This window comes from Ruegeria sp. AP11, assembly GCF_056535865.1.
On record NZ_JBQFJB010000001.1, the window covers coordinates 250,183 to 266,130 of the forward strand.

Genomic DNA, 15,948 nt, shown 5'->3' on the forward strand with positions numbered 1-15,948 from the left:
TCATGCACGTCGTCTTCCGCGAAAGCCACGGGCTCGAGGAAACCGAGACCCCGACCGATCTGGGCCAGAGCCCGGCGGACCTGGTGGTGCTTTCCTTTTCCGACAGTGACCTCGGCGCTTTTGCGGCGGGATGGCATCGTGGCGGCGGACCCGAGGGGCGGATGCCAACGATGCGGCTGGCCAACCTGACGGCGCTGAAACACCCTCTGTCCGTTGACACCTATGTGGAACAGACGCTGGAGGGCGCAAAGGGCATCCTGATCCGCCTGATCGGTGGCGTGCCCTACTGGTCCTACGGCTTGCAGCAGGTTCTGGCGCTGGCGCAGGCCAAGGGCATCGCGCTGGCCGTGCTGCCCGCCGACGGGCGCGAGGATACGCGGCTGGATGACTACTCCACCCTGCCCGTCTCGACCCTGCGACGGCTGGCGCATCTCTGCGACACCGGCGGAGAGGTCGCGGCGCAGGCCGCATTGGCACAGATGGCGCTGGCTGCGGGGCTTTATGCCGGGCCGGTGATGGGGGCCAAGACGCTGCCCGAATGCGGCGCGTGGTGCCCGGATCGCGGCGTGATCCCGGCTGATACGGCATTTGCGGGTGACGCGAAACGAATCGTTGTGACCTTCTACCGCGCCTACCTGACCTCGGCGGACACCGCCCCGGTTGCGGCCCTGATCCGCAGTCTGCGCGCGCGTGGATATCAGGCCGTGGGCCTGTTCGCCCCCTCACTGAAAGCGCCCGCCGCTGCTGACTGGCTCCGAGAAACGATTACGGCGATGCAGCCATCGGCGATCATCAATGCCACCTCATTCTCGGGCAAGGGCGCATCGGGCACGTCTCCTCTCGACGCCGCCAATGTGCCTGTATTCCAGGTCGCCCTCGCTACATCGCGCCGCAAGGCATGGGCCGAGGCGGAACGTGGCCTCTCCCCCGCCGATCTGGCCATGCACGTGGTGCTGCCCGAAGTGGACGGGCGAATTTCGGCGGGCATCGCCTCGTTCAAGGAACCGGGAAAGCGCGATCCGCATCTGGAATATTCCCGTTTCGCCCACCGGGCCGAACCCGAGCGGATCGAGGCCATCATCGACCGTGTCACTGGCTGGCTGGCGCTGAACGACAAACCCAAGGCAGAACAGGTTCCGGCGCTGGTGCTATCCACCTATCCCGGCAAGGATTGGCAGATGGCCCATGCGGTGGGCCTCGACGCGTTGACCTCGGCCGAGGCGATGTTGTCCGATCTGCAGGACGAAGGCTATGACACCGCACCTGCGGTACCGATTGCCGAAACTCTGCTCGACGCCTGGATTTCGTGGTCGCTCGAAGACTATCTCTCCGCGCTGACCGAACTGCCCGAACAACTGCGTACTGATCTGGAAACCGTCTGGGGCAAGCCCGAAGACGACCCAGCCTTCGCTGACGGGGCCTTCCACTTCACCGCCCTGCGTCGCGGCAAAGCGCTGGTCGCGCTGCAACCCGAGCGTGGCACGCCTGAGATGCGCGATGACGATTACCACGACCTCTCGCGCACCCCGCGCCATGGCTATGTTGCCTTCTACCTCTGGCTGCGCAAAGGGCTGGGTGCTGACGCCCTGATCCATATTGGCGCGCATGGCACGCTGGAATGGCTGCCCGGCAAATCCGTCGCCCTGTCCGCCGATTGCTGGCCCGAAGCGCTGATCCGCGATCTGCCGGTGATCTACCCCTTCATCGTCAACGACCCCGGCGAGGCCGCGCAGGCCAAGCGCCGCATCGGAGCCGTCACACTGGGGCATATCCCGCCCCCGATGAAGGAAAGCGGCACACCGGACCGGATGGTGCGGTTGGAAACGCTGCTGGACGAATTCTCGAACGCCGACGGGTTGGACCCCAAACGCCGCGACCGGCTGCAAGAGGATATCCGGGACGAGGCGCAGGCCATCGGGCTGGAGAGTGATCTGGGTCTGGATCAGGCCACCTGCACCGCCGAGGCGATCACCCGCATTGACCGCTTTGTCTGCGACATCAAAGAAAGCCAGTTCGGCGACGGGCTGCACATCTTTGGCCGCGTTCCCGAAGTGACCGGCAATTTCAACGCCGCCCCCTCGGCCCATGCCGAACGGCAGGCGCTGGTCGACGCGCTGGCTGGCAAACGGATCGAGGCCGGGCCGTCCGGTTCCCCCTATCGCGGTCGCTCGGACGTGCTGCCCACCGGGCGGAACCTCTACACCACCGATCCGCGTTCTGTGCCGACCCGTGCGGCCTATACCCAAGGTGTGAAACTGGCCGAAGAACTGGTGCGGCGACACCTGCAGGAGGAAGGCGATTACCCGAAGGGCCTGATCGTCGATCTGTGGGGCTCGGCCACCATGCGCACGGCGGGCGAGGAATTCGCTATGGCGCTGCATCTATTGGGCGTCAAACCGGTTTGGGACAAGGGTTCGGAGCGGGTCTCGGGCATCGAGGTTCTGCCGATCACCGACCTCAGCCGCCCGCGTCTGGATGTGACATTGCGGGTCTCGGGCCTGTTCCGGGATGTGTTCCCCACCCTTTCCACACTGTTCGGTCAGGCTGTCCGTGCGCTGTCGGCGCGCGATGAGGCGCCTGACTGGAACCCCTATGCCGGGCACGAACCGGCGGTTCGGGTCTTTGGACCAGCGCCGGGCAGCTATGGCGTCAACATGACCGAACTGTCCGAAATCTATACCGATGAGGCCCGCGCGCAGGCTGGGGAAGCGTGGCTTGAGGCAAGTTCATTTGCGCTGGAAGGCGAACATATCGCACAGGACAAGGCGGGCATCATCCAACGCGTCGCCAATGCCGACAGCTTTGTCCACCTGCAGGACCTGACCGAGACTGACCTTCTGCTGGCCAATGACTACGCCACGCATGAGGCCGGGTTTGCAGCCGCCAAGAAGATCACAGGCGGCGAAGCGCAGTTGTACCATCTGGACAATACCAACCCCGACAATCCTCGCGCCCGCACCCTGCCCGAGGAAATCAGCCGCGTCGTCCACGCCCGCGCCGCCAATCCCGGCTGGATCGCGGGGATGCAGCGACATGGCTTCCGAGGGGCTGCCGAGATCGCGGCGACGTTGGATCACATGGCGTCCTTCGCACATCTGTCCGGCACGGTCGCGCCGCATTTGTTCGATCTGTACCACGACGCCACTCTGGGCGATGCCGAGGTGGATGCCTTTCTGCAAGAGGCCAACCCGAAGGCGCATCAGGCCATGCAGGACCGCTTCCGCGCATTGTTGGAGGCCGGGTTGTGGAATACCCGCCGGAACTCTATCCGCGCCGAATTGGAGGGTTTGCGATGAGCGCTCCAATCGTCCAGGGCTGGTGTCCGGGTGCCCATCGTCCGATGATGTCGGGCGACGGGCTGGTGGTACGGGTGCGCCCCCGGCTGGCGCGGCTGAATGCCGAACAGACGCTGGGCCTGTGTGCGCTGGCCGAACGGTTCGGAAATGGCACCATCGACCTGACCAATCGCGCCAACCTGCAACTGCGCGGCGTGAGAGAGGCGGATCACAAGCCTCTGCTGGAAGAACTCGCCGCGCTGAACCTGCTGGACGCCGAGCCCGGCATCGAAGTGCGGCGCAATATTCTGGTCACCCCACTGTATCAACCAGGCGACCTGACCGCGCGTCTGACGCAAGAACTGATCGACAGGCTGGCAGAGCTGCCCTCCCTACCCGCCAAATTCGGCTTTGCCATCGACACAGGACCTGCGCGCCTGCTGGCCTCGGATTCCGCGGATATTCGCCTTGAGACCGGCGCCGAGGGTCTGATCCTGCGTGCCGATGGCTGCGACACCGGTCGCAATGTGACCGAGGCCGGCGCCATCGACTATCTGATCGCGCTGGCCCGCTGGTTCGCCGGGGCTTACACGCCCGAAACCCGCCGCATGGCCCGGATCGTCAAAGAACTGTCACCGGAATGGCAAGGCTGCGCCCATGGGCCTGTGGGGGCAACACTTCGGCCCGGGCCCTGTACGCTGGGCACCCTGTATGGTGCCGCGTTCGGATCGCTGCCTGCGCGCAAGCTGTATGATCTGATCAAGGACAGCGGCGCGCATGCCCTGCGCGTTACCCCGTGGCGGCTGATCCTGCTGGAAGGCGGGGCGGCGATATCCGCCCCGGAGTTCGTCACCGATGGCGCCGACCCGCTGATGACCACCGACGCCTGCCCCGGCGCACCGTTCTGCCCGCAGGCGCAGGTGGAAACCCGCGACATCGCCCGCGCTCTGGCCCCAAGCGTTCCCGGCAGCCTGCATGTCTCGGGCTGCGCCAAAGGATGCACCCGCATGGGCCCTGCCGATGTCACTTTGGTGGGCGCGGATGGACGATTTGATCTTGTCAAACAAGGCCGTGCAGGGGATGAGCCCTGCCAGCGCGGCCTCGACCCCGAAACACTTATGACCATGGACTTCACCTGATGCCCTATGAATACGAAACCGACGGCGCGGCGATCTACAAGGAAAGCTTTGCCACCATCCGGTCCGAAGCCGATCTGGCCCGGTTCGACGCCGACGAGGAACAGGTCGCCGTCCGCATGATCCACGCCGCAGGCATGGTCGGGCTGGAAGAGTTCGTGCATTTCTCGCCCGGTTTCGTGACCGCCGCCCGTACCGCACTGGAAGGCGGCGCGCCGATCCTGTGCGACGCGCGCATGGTTAGCGAAGGCGTCACCCGCTTCCGCCTACCCGCCGATAACGAGGTCATCTGCACTCTGCACGACGAGCGCGTGCGCCCGCTGGCTGCCGAGATGAGCAACACCCGCTCGGCCGCTGCGTTGGAGCTGTGGCGCCCGCATCTGCAGGGCGCTGTGGTCGCCATCGGCAACGCGCCGACCGCGCTGTTCCACCTGCTGAACATGCTGGAAGACCCGGACTGCCCGCGCCCTGCCGCCATCATCGGTTGCCCTGTCGGCTTTGTCGGCGCGGTCGAATCCAAGGACGCGCTATGGGCGGCACAACCGGTGCCGTCCTGCATCGTCAAAGGCCGTCTAGGCGGCAGCGCCATCACTGTGGCGGCGGTCAACGCCATCGCAAGCCGGGCGGAATGAGCATGGGCACCATATACGGCGTGGGTCTCGGCCCCGGTGACCCCGATCTGATGAGCGTGCGGGCCGACCGCCTGCTGCGAAACGCGCGTCACGTGGCGTTTTTCCGCAAGCCGGGCCGCAGCGGTCAGGCACGCAAGATCGTCAACGGAATGATCCCAGATGGCGCTGTCGAATTCCCGATGGAATACCCGGTGACCACCGAAATCCCGGTCACCGATCCGCGCTATAACGAACTGCTGGCAGAGTTCTATCAGGATTGCACCGCGCATCTGAAATCTTTGTCTGAACAGGGCGAGGACGTGGTTGTCCTGTGCGAGGGCGATCCGTTCTTCTACGGCTCTTTCATGCATCTTTACAGTCGGTTGCGCGATGAAGCTCCGGTAGAGGTTGTGCCCGCGATTACCGGCATGTCAGGCGCCTGGACCGCGACCGGAGACCCGATCACCTGGGGCGATGATGTGCTGACGGTTCTGGTAGGTACTCTGCCCGAGGATATGCTGGCCGAACGCATGGCGCAGACAGACGCGCTGGTTGTGATGAAAATCGGGCGCAACATCGACAAGGTGAAGCGAGCGCTGAAAACCGCTGACCTCTATGACCGGGCGTGGATCGTGGAATATGCGCAGATGCCGAACCAGACTGTAACCAAACTGTCTGAGGCTTGCGATAAGATCACCCCTTATTTCTCGATCATCGTGGTGCACGGTCAGGGACGCCGGCCATGAGTGGCTGGGTCAAGATCGCGGGGCTTGGGCCGGGCAATGAGGCTTTGGTAACCCCCGAAGTGACCGCGGCACTGGCCGAGGCGACCGATGTTGTGGGCTATATCCCCTATGTCGCACGCGTGGCCGAACGCGAAGGGCTGACGCTGCACGCCAGCGACAACCGGGTCGAGATCGACCGCTCGCAACATGCGCTGCAAATGGCGGCCGAGGGCAAGCGGGTGGTCGTGGTCTCCTCGGGCGATCCGGGTGTGTTTGCCATGGCGGCGGCGGTATTCGAAGCGCTGGAAAACGGCCCCGCAGAATGGCGCGATATTCAGATCGACGTTCTGCCGGGGATTACAGCGATGCTGGCAGCGTCGGCGCGCGCCGGTGCGCCGATGGGGCATGATTTCTGTGCCATCAACCTCAGCGACAACCTGAAACCGTGGTCCCTGATCAAAAAGCGCCTGCGTCTTGCGGCGCAGGCTGATTTCTCGATGGCCTTCTATAATCCGCGCTCGAAGTCCCGCCCGGAAGGGTTTGTAAAGACGCTGGAAATCCTGCGTGAGGAATGTGAACCGGAACGGCTGATCCTGTTTGCCCGCGCCGTGTCGCGCGCGGATGAGGCGATCCGGATCTCGACACTGGCCGAGGCCACGCCCGAGATGGCGGATATGCAAACCGTGGTGATCGTCGGATCGTCGCGCACCCGTCTGATCGAACGCGCAGGTACGCCCATCGTCTACACGCCGCGTTTCACCCCGGATGAGGATCAGGGATGAGCCAGCCAGTCCAGAACCTGAGCGACCTTGGTCAGTTCCGTCCGCTGCAGCAGAGCGGGACGGTCGATCATCAGCACCGGAACGCCCAGCGCCCGCGCGGCGTCCAGCTTGGCGCGCGCACCGGTGCCCCCCGCGTTCTTGGACACAACCAACTGCGTGCCGTGGTCGCGCATCAGCGCGATGTCACCCTCAACCGTGAACGGCCCGCGCGAGATCACGGCCTGACAATGCGGCAGAGGCAGCGCCTCGGGTTCATCCACCAGCCGCAGCAAATAGTGGTGCTGGGGCTGGGCCGCGAATTCTTCCAGATGCATCCGGCCCACGGCCAGAAACACGCGCTGCGGTTCACCGGCCAGCGCCCGAACGGCGGCGGCGATATCGGGCACGTGCTGCCAGCGGTCGCCCGGTTGCGCGGCCCATGCCGCGCGGGTCAGCGCCGCCAATGGCGTGCCGGTTTCGGCGCAGGCTTTGATCGCGTTACCGCTCATCTGTGCGGCAAAGGGATGGGTGGCGTCGATCACATGGGTCACCTCGTGATCACGGATGTATGCCGCCAATCCGTCCGCACCGCCAAAACCGCCCACGCGCAGCGGCAGGGGCTGCGGGCGCGGATTCTCCACCCGTCCGGCATAGGAATACACCGCCATAATCCCTTGTTCGGAAACGGCTTTGGCCAGAGCGTTGGCCTCGGTCGTGCCGCCAAGGATAAGGAGGTTGGTCATGTCTGATGCTCCGTGGCTGACCGTTCTGGGATTGGGCGAAGATGGGCTTGATGGCCTGTCGCCTGCCAGCCGTCAAGTGCTGGACCGGGCCGAGGTGATCATGGGACCGCCACGCCACCTGTCGCTGATCCCCGACACCGGGGCCGAGCGGGTGGAATGGCCAGTGCCCTTCTCGGACGGGCTGCCGCTGTTGCAGGGTTTGCGCGGGCGGCACACAGTGGTGCTGGCCTCGGGCGATCCGTTCTGGTTCGGTGCAGGCTCGGTGATTGCCCGCAATTTCGAGGCCGCCGAATGGACCGCCCTGCCCGGCCAGTCGACATTCTCGCTGGCTGCCGCGCGGCTGGGCTGGCCCTTGGAGAGTACGCAAACGTTCGGGTTGCACGCCGCCCCCCTGACCCGCCTGCGCCCACACCTGTCGCCGGGCCTGCGCGCTATTCTGTTGCTGCGCGACGGCAAGGCGGTGGCCGAGTTGGCAACCTATCTGACCGAGACCGGGTTTGCCGGCACGCAACTGCACGTGATGGAGGCCCTTGGCGGCCCCCGTGAACGCGCCCGCAGCATGTCGCTGACCGAGGCGCTGCTTGGATCGTTCGAACATCCCGTCTGTGTCGGGCTTGAAGTCGCAGGCGAAGGCCGTGCCTTTCCCAAGGCTTCGGGCAAACCGGATGAGATATTCGAGACCGACGGCCAGATCACCAAACGCCCGATCCGGGCCCTGACCCTGTCGGCACTGGCACCGCAACGGGGCGAGCATCTGTGGGATATCGGCGGCGGCACCGGCTCGATCAGCATCGAGTGGCTGATGTGTGACCCGACCCTGACTGCGACCGCCATCGAGCCGCGCGCCGACCGGGCCGAACGCATTCGTCGCAACGCAAACGCGCTGGGGCAAGATCGGCTGCAGGTGGTGCACGGCACCGCACCGGGCGCGCTTGGAGAGTTGTCGCGGCCAGATGTGGTGTTTATCGGCGGCGGCCTCAGCGCCGCGCTGCTGGACTGGCTACAAGCCGCGCTGCCCGCTGGCACACGACTGGTCGCCAACGCGGTGACGCTGGAGAGCGAGGCGATGCTGGCGCAATGGCATGACAAACTGGGCGGAGAGCTGTTGCGCATCGAACTGGCGCAGTCGGCCCCGCTCGGCCCCCGGCGCGGCTGGAAATCCGCTTACCCGGTCGTACAATGGAGCGTGACGCTATGATCGTTGCGGGGCTTGGCTTTTCTTCGGCCGCCACGGCAGACAGCCTGCGCGCCGCCTTCGATCTGGCCGCGACTGGTCAGCGTGTCGACGCATTGGCGACAGTGCGCGACAAGAAAGGTCACGCCGGGCTGACCCGGTTCGCAGAGACCGTTTCCCTGCCCATCCACTTCGTCGCGCCCGAGGACCTGGCCGGGCAGCGCACCCTCACCTGTTCGCCCCGCAGCCGCGCCACCTACGGCACCGGCAGCGTGGCCGAAGCATCCGCCCTTGCCGCCGCCGCAAAGCTATTTGGCTCGGGCGCGCGGCTGATCTCACCCAGACACATCTCGGACGACCGGCTGGCCACCTGCGCCATCGCCATCGGAGGACAATCATGACCGTTCATTTCATTGGCGCCGGACCGGGCGCCGCCGACCTGCTGACCCTGCGCGGCCGCGATATCATCGCGTCGTGCCCTGTGTGCCTTTATGCGGGCTCACTGGTGCCAGAAGAGATTCTGAGCCATTGCCCCGAAGGCGCAAAGATCGTCAACACCGCGCCGATGGATCTGGATCAGATCATGGCCGAGATTGAGGCGGCGCATAAAGCCGGACACGACGTGGCGCGCCTGCATTCGGGCGACCTGTCTGTCTGGTCGGCAATGGGCGAACAAATTCGTCGCCTGAAAGATATGGGCATTCCGGTCAGCGTGACGCCCGGCGTACCGTCCTTTGCCGCCGCCGCAGCCTCGCTGGGAACCGAACTGACCCTGCCCGGGCTGGCGCAATCGGTGGTGTTGACCCGCACACCGGGGCGTGCCTCGTCGATGCCCGCGGGCGAGACACTGGAAAACTTCGCCCGCACTGGTGCGACGCTGGCCATTCACCTGTCGATCGGCAATCTGGACAAGGTCATTGCCGACCTGACCCCGGCTTACGGTGCCGACTGCCCGGTGGCCGTCGTCTATCGCGCCAGTTGGCCGGATGAGCGGATCATCCGCGCGACGCTGGAAACTCTGAAGGATGCGCTGGACGAAAGCATCTCGCGCACTGCGCTGATCATGGTCGGCCCGGCGCTGGCGGGGGAAGGGTTTGACGAAAGCTGTCTGTATTCCAAGACCTATGACCGCCGCTATCGCCCGCAAAGCGCGGACAGCCCGTGGTCAAGCTGGAGCCATGGCGATGACTAACCCTCCGGGCATACTGATTTCGGCGCCATCGTCGGGCACCGGCAAGACCACGGTCATGCTGGGCTTGTTGCGGGCGCTGGCCGAAGACGGGCTGACCGTACAGCCGTTCAAGAGCGGACCGGACTATATCGACCCCGCCTTTCATCGGGCGGCGGCGGGGCGGGCCTCGTTCAACCTCGACAGTTGGGCGATGGGCGAGCCGCTGCTGAATGCCATTTCCACGCAGGCCGAGGGTGCGGATATCGTGGTGGCCGAAGGCTCGATGGGCCTGTTCGACGGCGTCGCCAAACCCGGCGAACTGGGCCATGGGTCCAGCGCCGAGACCGCGCAGCGCATGGGCTGGCCCGTCGTACTGGTGCTGGATGTGGGCGGTCAGGCGCAATCTGCGGCGGCCACGGCGCTGGGGTTCAAGATGTACAATCCCGACCTGCCCTTTGCCGGAGTGATCCTGAACCGCTGCGCCAGTCCGCGCCATGAGCGCCTGACCCGTCTGGGGATGGAGCGCGCGGGCCTGCCGGTTCTGGGCGTGTTGCCGCGTCGCGGTGACCTGACCCTGCCTGAACGGCATCTGGGCTTGATACAGGCGGTCGAGCATCCCGACCTGGAAAGCGCAATCGTCGGCTATGCCGCGTTTCTGCGCGAGCATGTGGATCTGGAGGCGATCAAGCGGGCGGCTTCCTCAGGCCCGGCTGGGCCATCGTCAGCCGCGCTGCCGCGGCCTCCGGCGCAACGGATCGCGCTGGCCCGGGATGCCGCGTTTTCGTTCACCTATCCGCACCTGCTGGAAGGCTGGCAGGCGGCGGGTGCTGAAATTCTGCCATTCTCGCCGCTTGCGGATGAGGCTCCGGCGGCAGATGCCGATCTGGTCTGGCTGCCCGGAGGGTATCCTGAATTGCACGCAGGCACCCTGGCTGCGGCGGACACCTTCCTGACCGGGCTGCGCAATCATGCCGAAACCAGACCGGTGCATGGCGAATGCGGGGGCTATATGGCGCTGGGACAGGCGCTGATCGACAAGGACGGGGTTCAGCACCAGATGGCCGGTCTGCTGGGGCTTGTGACCTCGTATCAGAAGCGCAAGTTCAACCTTGGCTATCGCAAGGCGGAACTGCTGGCCGAGATGCCGGGCTTTGCCAAGGGCACGGCATTGCGGGGGCATGAGTTCCACTATTCCTCGATCATCGAACAGCCCGACGCGCCACTGGCCCGGGTCTTTGACGCCGAAGGTGCCGAAGGGCCGCAGACAGGATCGGTCCGGGGCAACGTAACCGGCACGTTCTTTCACCTGATCGCGGAGGCCACGGCATGAGCGGGTTCGTCTCTTTCATCGGCTCGGGCCCAGGTGACCCTGATCTGCTGACACTGAAGGCGGTGGACCGGTTGCAAAAGGCCGACGCGGTGCTGTTTGACGACCTCAGCAGCGGCCCGATCCTGAGCCATGCGCGCGAGGATGCCGATCTTGTTGGCGTTGGCAAACGCGCAGGCCGCCCTTCGCCCAAGCAAGACCATGTGAGCCGTCTGTTGGTGGATTATGCCCTCAGCGGTCAGCATGTGGTGCGGTTGAAATCCGGCGATGGCGGCATGTTCGGACGGCTTGAGGAAGAACTGATTGCCTTGCGAGCCGCTGGAATTGAATACGAAATCATTCCCGGCATCCCCTCGGCCATCGCAGCGGCGGCAGCCGCGGGTATCCCGCTGACCCGGCGGCTGACCGCGCGGCGGGTGCAGTTCGTCACCGGCCACGATGTCAGCGGCAAGTTACCCGGCGACCTGAACCTGCCCGCTTTGGCCGATGCTGGCGCAACCACGGTTGTGTTCATGGGCAAACGCACATTCCCGTTGCTCGTCGAGGCGTTGCATGAGCGCGGCCTGCCTTTGGATACCCCGGCCCTGATGGCCGAATCCGTTTCAACCCCGGATCAGAAGCTGCACCGGTCGACCATCGGCGCGCTGGCCGAGACGCTGCGTGCCGAAATCGGCACCGCTCCGGCGTTGATCTTGTACGGGCCGCTGGCGGAGTTCGACGATGATTGAGCTGAGCCTGATCGGCATCGGAACCGGCAACCCGGATCATGTGACCTTTCAGGGCGCACGGGCGATCCGCGAGGCGGACCTGATCCTGATCCCCCGCAAGGGCGAGAACAAGGCCGATCTGGCCGGGCTGCGCGAAGACATCATCGCGCAGGTCACCGAAACCGCGCCGCGTATTGCCTATTTCGACATCCCCAAACGACGCTCGGATGATGGATATCTGCGCGGAGTGGATGAGTGGCACGATGCCATAGCCCTGCGCTGGCGCGAGGCGATGGAGGCCCATCCGGACGCGCGCAACGTGGCGCTGCTGATCTGGGGGGACCCGTCGCTGTATGACAGTTCACTGCGGATCGCGGCACGGTTGAAGCCACAACCGAAAACCAAGGTGATCCCCGGCGTCACCGCGCTGCAGGCGCTGACAGCGGCACATGCCATCCCGATCAACGATCTGGGCGCACCCTATGTGGTCACCACCGCGCGGCGTATCCGGGATGAGGGCTGGCCCGGGGCGGCGTCGACCGTTGCGGTGATGCTGGATGGCGAATGCTCGTTCCAGAGCCTTGATATGGCCGAGTATGACATCTGGTGGGGCGCTTATGTCGGCATGAAAGAGGAAATCCTGATCAAGGGCCCTCTGACCGAAGTGGCGCAGCAGATCATCGACACGCGCGCCAGCGCACGGGCCGATCATGGCTGGATCATGGATATCTATCTGCTGAGAAGACGTGCCGGTTGAGCGCGCCCCTTGACGGCCCACGCAATTGTGAGCACGGTTTCACCGCTTTTCTGCCATCACCGTCGTGACCGTCAAAGGAGCGCCAAGACATGAAAGCACTGTGGACTGCACTCATCCTGCTGGCCCTGCCTGCCTGGGCCGAAGACGTTCAACCGCGTTCGGGATGGGCAGTCTACCCCAGCGACAAAAGCTATGAGCAACTGGTCACGGACACCAAGGCCGCCGTCAAGGAAAACGGGCTGATCGTTGTCACGCAGGCCGGACCGACCAAGGCGGCGGCTGCGCGCGGCATCACTATACCGGGTAACCGGGTGATCGGGGTCTTCAACAACGACTATGCGGTGCGGGTGCTGGAAACCTCGACCAATGCGATGATCGAGGCGCCCATTCGGTTCTACGTAACCGAAAATGAAGACGGCACCGCGACGCTGTCCTACAAGACCCCCGGTTTTGTCTTTGCCCCGTATGCCGACGAGGGCGGCGAGGCATTGCGCGAGATCGCCGCTGAACTGGATGGCAAATTTCAGACGGTGGCGGAAAGCGCCGTCAAATAGTCACAGTGGCGTGAACCTGCTTGCGTCTGGGTCTGTCCTCCGCAATCTGCTGCATGACACGATGATCGGAGCTTGATTGATGCAGGACCTGTCCCCCCGCGCTGCGGACCTTCTGGCACAACGCCTCTATGAGGCCGGATGCCGTCACGCCTTTGGTATGCCGGGTGGCGAGGTGCTGACGCTGGTCGATGCGCTGGAACGCGCGGGTATCGCGTTTCATCTGACCAAGCACGAAAACGCGGCCGGGTTCATGGCCGAGGCCGTACATCACCGTGACGGTGCGCCTGCAATTCTGGTGGCCACGCTGGGCCCCGGCGCGATGAACGGGATCAATGTTGTCGCGAACGCCCTGCAGGACCGGGTCCCGATGATCGTGCTGACCGGCTGCGTCGACGCAGATGAGGCGCTGACCTATACCCATCAGGTTATGGATCATGCGCAGGTCTATCGCTCGATCACCAAGGGCACGTTCATGCTGACCGCAGAAGGGGCCGATATCATCGCCGACAAAGCGGTATCGCTGGCCAACCAGCCGCGGCCCGGTCCGGTGCATATCGACGTGCCGATCTCGGTGGCCGATACCCGCGTGGCGAACGTGAAACGCCGCCGTCTCGCTAAAATCGCCCCCGTTGCGCCCGAAGGGGAATGTCTGGAAAAAGCCCGCCGCTGGGTGGCCGAGGCCGAACGTCCCATCGCAATCATTGGTCTGGATGTCCTCTATGACGACTCGCGCTGCGTGGTGCGGGCGTTTCTGGAGCATTTCAGCATTCCCTTTGTCACCACCTACAAGGCCAAAGGTGTGGTGCCCGAAGATCACCCTCTGTGTCTGGGCGGGGCGGGCCTGTCTCCGCTGGCCGACAAACATCTGGTTCCGCTGGTCGAGAAGGCGGATCTAGTGTTGTGTCTGGGCTATGACCCGATCGAGATGCGCCCGGGATGGCGCGAGATCTGGGATCCCGAAACCACGCGGGTCATCGACATCTCGGCTGTGGTGAACGATCACTACATGCATCAGGCCGGGCTCAATCTGGTCGCCGATACCGGTGCCACGCTTGAAGCCATCGCCAAGGGCAACACCGCCCGCAAGACCTGGCCCGGTGAAGAACCCGCGCAGGTCAAGGCGGCGTTGGCCGAGGCGTTTCCGACGGATGCCGAATGGGGACCGGCGGCGATCATCGCCGAAACCCGCGCCGTGTTGCCGCCCGAGACGCTGACGACCGCCGACAGTGGTGCGCATCGTATTTTGCTCAGCCAGATGTGGGCGTGTTTCGAGGAACGCGGCCTGATCCAGTCCTCGGCGCTTTGCACCATGGGGTGCGCCGTTCCGATGGCAATCGGTCTGAAACTGGCCGAACCTGATCGCCCCGTAATCAGCTTTTCGGGCGATGCTGGGTTCCTCATGGTTGCCGGAGAGCTGTCGACCGCCGCCGAAATGGGCGGCAACCCGGTCTTTCTGGTTTTTGTCGACGCCAGCCTTGCCCTGATCGAATTGAAGCAACGCCAGCGCCAGATGGGCAATCGCGGCGTCGATTTCGACCGCCATGACTTTGCCGCCATGGGCCGCGCCTTTGGCGGCTATGGCCACACTGTGCGCAATCGTTCCGAGTTGCGCTCTGCGCTTGAAGATGCTGTAAAAGCGGACAAATTCACCGTGATTGCCGCTGAGATCGAGCGTGGAGGATACGATGGCCGCATCTGAGGGACCGCTGAAGGGCGTCAAGGTTCTGGATCTGTCGCGCATTCTGGCCGGACCGACCTGCACGCAGCTGCTGGGTGATCTGGGCGCCACTGTCATCAAGATCGAAAACCCCGCTACCGGAGGTGATGATACGCGGCAATGGGGACCGCCCTATGTGGCAGATGCCGAGGGCAACCGATCCGATCTGAGCGCCTATTTCATGTCGTCGAACCGCAACAAGAAATCGGTGGCGCTCGATATCGCGACGCCCGAAGGTCAGGCCGAAATCCGGCGGCTGGCGTCGCATGCGGATATTCTGATCGAGAATTTCAAACCCGGCGGGCTGGCGAAATACGGCCTGGATTACGCGACACTTTCCGAAGAGTTCCCCAGCCTCGTCTATTGCTCGATCTCGGGCTATGGGCAGACGGGTCCGAATGCCAGCAAACCCGGTTATGACCTGATGGCGCAGGGGTATGGCGGGATCATGTCGCTGACCGGCGATCCTGAAGGCGCGCCGATGAAGGTGGGCGTGGGCATCGCCGATGTCATGTGCGGCATGTATGCCTGTGTCGGTATCCTTGCCGCGCTGCGCCATCGCGACCTGACCGGTGAAGGCCAGCAGGTTGATCTGGCGCTGGTGGATGCGCAGATCGCGTGGCTGATCAATGAGGGTGTGAACTATCTGACCTCGGGCGAGATGCCCCAGCGGCGCGGCAATGGTCACCCCAATATCGTGCCTTACGAGGTCTATCAGACCGCCGATGGCCATGTGATTCTGGCGGTCGGAAATGACAGTCAGTTCAGAAGATTTTGCAGTTTCATCGAAAAACCCGACCTTGCCGACGATCCCCGCTTTGCCACCAACCCCGCACGGTTGGAACATCGCGACGCCCTGAATGCCGTGCTGCGCCCTGCCCTTCGGACATTGGACACCAAGGCCGTGATCGCCGGGCTGGAAGCGCAGAAGGTTCCGGTCGGACCGGTGCAAACGCTGGATCAGGTCTTTGCCACCGATCAGGTCGCTGCGCGGGGAATGCAGATCGCGATGCAGGCAGAACCGGGAGACGTGAAACTGATCGGGAATCCCCTCAACCTGTCGCGCACGCCCGTAACATATCGCAGCGCACCACCGGTCTGCGGAGCGGATACGGATGCGGTTCTGAGCGCCGAAAACCCGTTTGAAGATTGAAACACTGTGCCTGGTTCGGCGGCATGTTGCTGAAACATGCCGTTGAATCGGCGGTTTTTTTCGCGTTTTACACACACGGGCTTTCACCAATTCGAGAGCAGGGCCGATACTGTTACGACGCGCCCGCACACTCTGCT

15 protein-coding genes are annotated in these 15,948 nt (G+C 64.3%); 14 read left to right on the top strand and 1 reads right to left on the bottom strand.

Annotated elements, in window-relative coordinates:
• The first annotated feature begins 2 nt into the window (after window positions 1-2).
• The 5 genes from cobN to cobJ are packed head-to-tail and all read left to right on the top strand — an operon-like array spanning window position 3 to window position 6,529.
• Window positions 3-3,296, top strand: coding sequence for a cobaltochelatase subunit CobN (gene cobN / locus ACR3E4_RS01345; RefSeq protein ID WP_480531523.1), 3,294 nt, complete (start codon window positions 3-5; stop codon window positions 3,294-3,296).
• A complete protein-coding gene (locus tag ACR3E4_RS01350; protein ID WP_480531521.1) occupies window positions 3,293-4,414 on the top strand; it encodes a cobalamin biosynthesis protein CobG in 1,122 nt (373 codons plus the stop codon). The genes cobN and ACR3E4_RS01350 overlap by 4 nt, the downstream gene beginning before the upstream one ends.
• On the top strand, window positions 4,414-5,043 hold the full coding sequence (locus ACR3E4_RS01355; protein WP_480531519.1) for a precorrin-8X methylmutase: 630 nt from the start codon (window positions 4,414-4,416) through the stop codon (window positions 5,041-5,043). Before ACR3E4_RS01350 ends, ACR3E4_RS01355 begins: the two co-directional genes overlap by 1 nt.
• Window positions 5,040-5,768 (top strand): precorrin-2 C(20)-methyltransferase, encoded by a 729-nt coding sequence (locus ACR3E4_RS01360; protein ID WP_480531517.1) that lies wholly within the window; start codon window positions 5,040-5,042, stop codon window positions 5,766-5,768. Before ACR3E4_RS01355 ends, ACR3E4_RS01360 begins: the two co-directional genes overlap by 4 nt.
• Window positions 5,765-6,529 carry a precorrin-3B C(17)-methyltransferase gene (gene cobJ, locus ACR3E4_RS01365; RefSeq protein WP_480531515.1) on the top strand — a complete coding sequence of 255 codons (765 nt, stop codon included), beginning with the start codon at window positions 5,765-5,767 and terminating at the stop codon, window positions 6,527-6,529. Before ACR3E4_RS01360 ends, cobJ begins: the two co-directional genes overlap by 4 nt.
• Here the strand turns inward: cobJ and ACR3E4_RS01370 are convergent.
• Window positions 6,520-7,251: a cobalt-precorrin-6A reductase gene (locus tag ACR3E4_RS01370; protein WP_480531513.1), complete on the bottom strand. Its 732-nt coding sequence runs from the start codon at window positions 7,249-7,251 to the stop codon at window positions 6,520-6,522. The genes cobJ and ACR3E4_RS01370 overlap by 10 nt on opposite strands.
• On the opposite strand from ACR3E4_RS01370, the gene cbiE reads away from it, so the two are divergent.
• The 9 genes from cbiE to ACR3E4_RS01415 all read left to right on the top strand — a co-directional run bounded on the left by cbiE (window position 7,250) and on the right by ACR3E4_RS01415 (window position 15,811).
• Window positions 7,250-8,449: a precorrin-6y C5,15-methyltransferase (decarboxylating) subunit CbiE gene (cbiE, locus tag ACR3E4_RS01375; protein WP_480531511.1), complete on the top strand. Its 1,200-nt coding sequence runs from the start codon at window positions 7,250-7,252 to the stop codon at window positions 8,447-8,449. The genes ACR3E4_RS01370 and cbiE overlap by 2 nt on opposite strands.
• Window positions 8,446-8,826, top strand: coding sequence for a cobalamin biosynthesis protein (locus ACR3E4_RS01380; RefSeq protein WP_480532344.1), 381 nt, complete (start codon window positions 8,446-8,448; stop codon window positions 8,824-8,826). The genes cbiE and ACR3E4_RS01380 overlap by 4 nt, the downstream gene beginning before the upstream one ends.
• On the top strand, window positions 8,823-9,617 hold the full coding sequence (cobM, locus tag ACR3E4_RS01385; RefSeq protein ID WP_480531509.1) for a precorrin-4 C(11)-methyltransferase: 795 nt from the start codon (window positions 8,823-8,825) through the stop codon (window positions 9,615-9,617). Before ACR3E4_RS01380 ends, cobM begins: the two co-directional genes overlap by 4 nt.
• Window positions 9,604-10,926, top strand: coding sequence for a cobyrinic acid a,c-diamide synthase CobB (locus ACR3E4_RS01390; RefSeq protein ID WP_480531508.1), 1,323 nt, complete (start codon window positions 9,604-9,606; stop codon window positions 10,924-10,926). The genes cobM and ACR3E4_RS01390 overlap by 14 nt, the downstream gene beginning before the upstream one ends.
• A complete protein-coding gene (gene cobA / locus ACR3E4_RS01395) occupies window positions 10,923-11,651 on the top strand; it encodes a uroporphyrinogen-III C-methyltransferase (RefSeq protein ID WP_480531507.1) in 729 nt (242 codons plus the stop codon). Before ACR3E4_RS01390 ends, cobA begins: the two co-directional genes overlap by 4 nt.
• Window positions 11,644-12,387 (top strand): precorrin-6A synthase (deacetylating), encoded by a 744-nt coding sequence (gene cobF / locus ACR3E4_RS01400; RefSeq protein WP_480531506.1) that lies wholly within the window; start codon window positions 11,644-11,646, stop codon window positions 12,385-12,387. The genes cobA and cobF overlap by 8 nt, the downstream gene beginning before the upstream one ends.
• 89 nt (window positions 12,388-12,476) lie before the next feature.
• A complete protein-coding gene (locus ACR3E4_RS01405; protein ID WP_480531505.1) occupies window positions 12,477-12,941 on the top strand; it encodes a DUF302 domain-containing protein in 465 nt (154 codons plus the stop codon).
• Window positions 12,942-13,020: 79 nt separating this feature from the next.
• Entirely contained in the window at window positions 13,021-14,640 is a 1,620-nt protein-coding gene (locus ACR3E4_RS01410) for a thiamine pyrophosphate-binding protein (protein WP_480531504.1), read from the top strand.
• Entirely contained in the window at window positions 14,627-15,811 is a 1,185-nt protein-coding gene (locus ACR3E4_RS01415; protein ID WP_480531502.1) for a CaiB/BaiF CoA transferase family protein, read from the top strand. Before ACR3E4_RS01410 ends, ACR3E4_RS01415 begins: the two co-directional genes overlap by 14 nt.
• Window positions 15,812-15,948 lie beyond the last annotated feature (137 nt).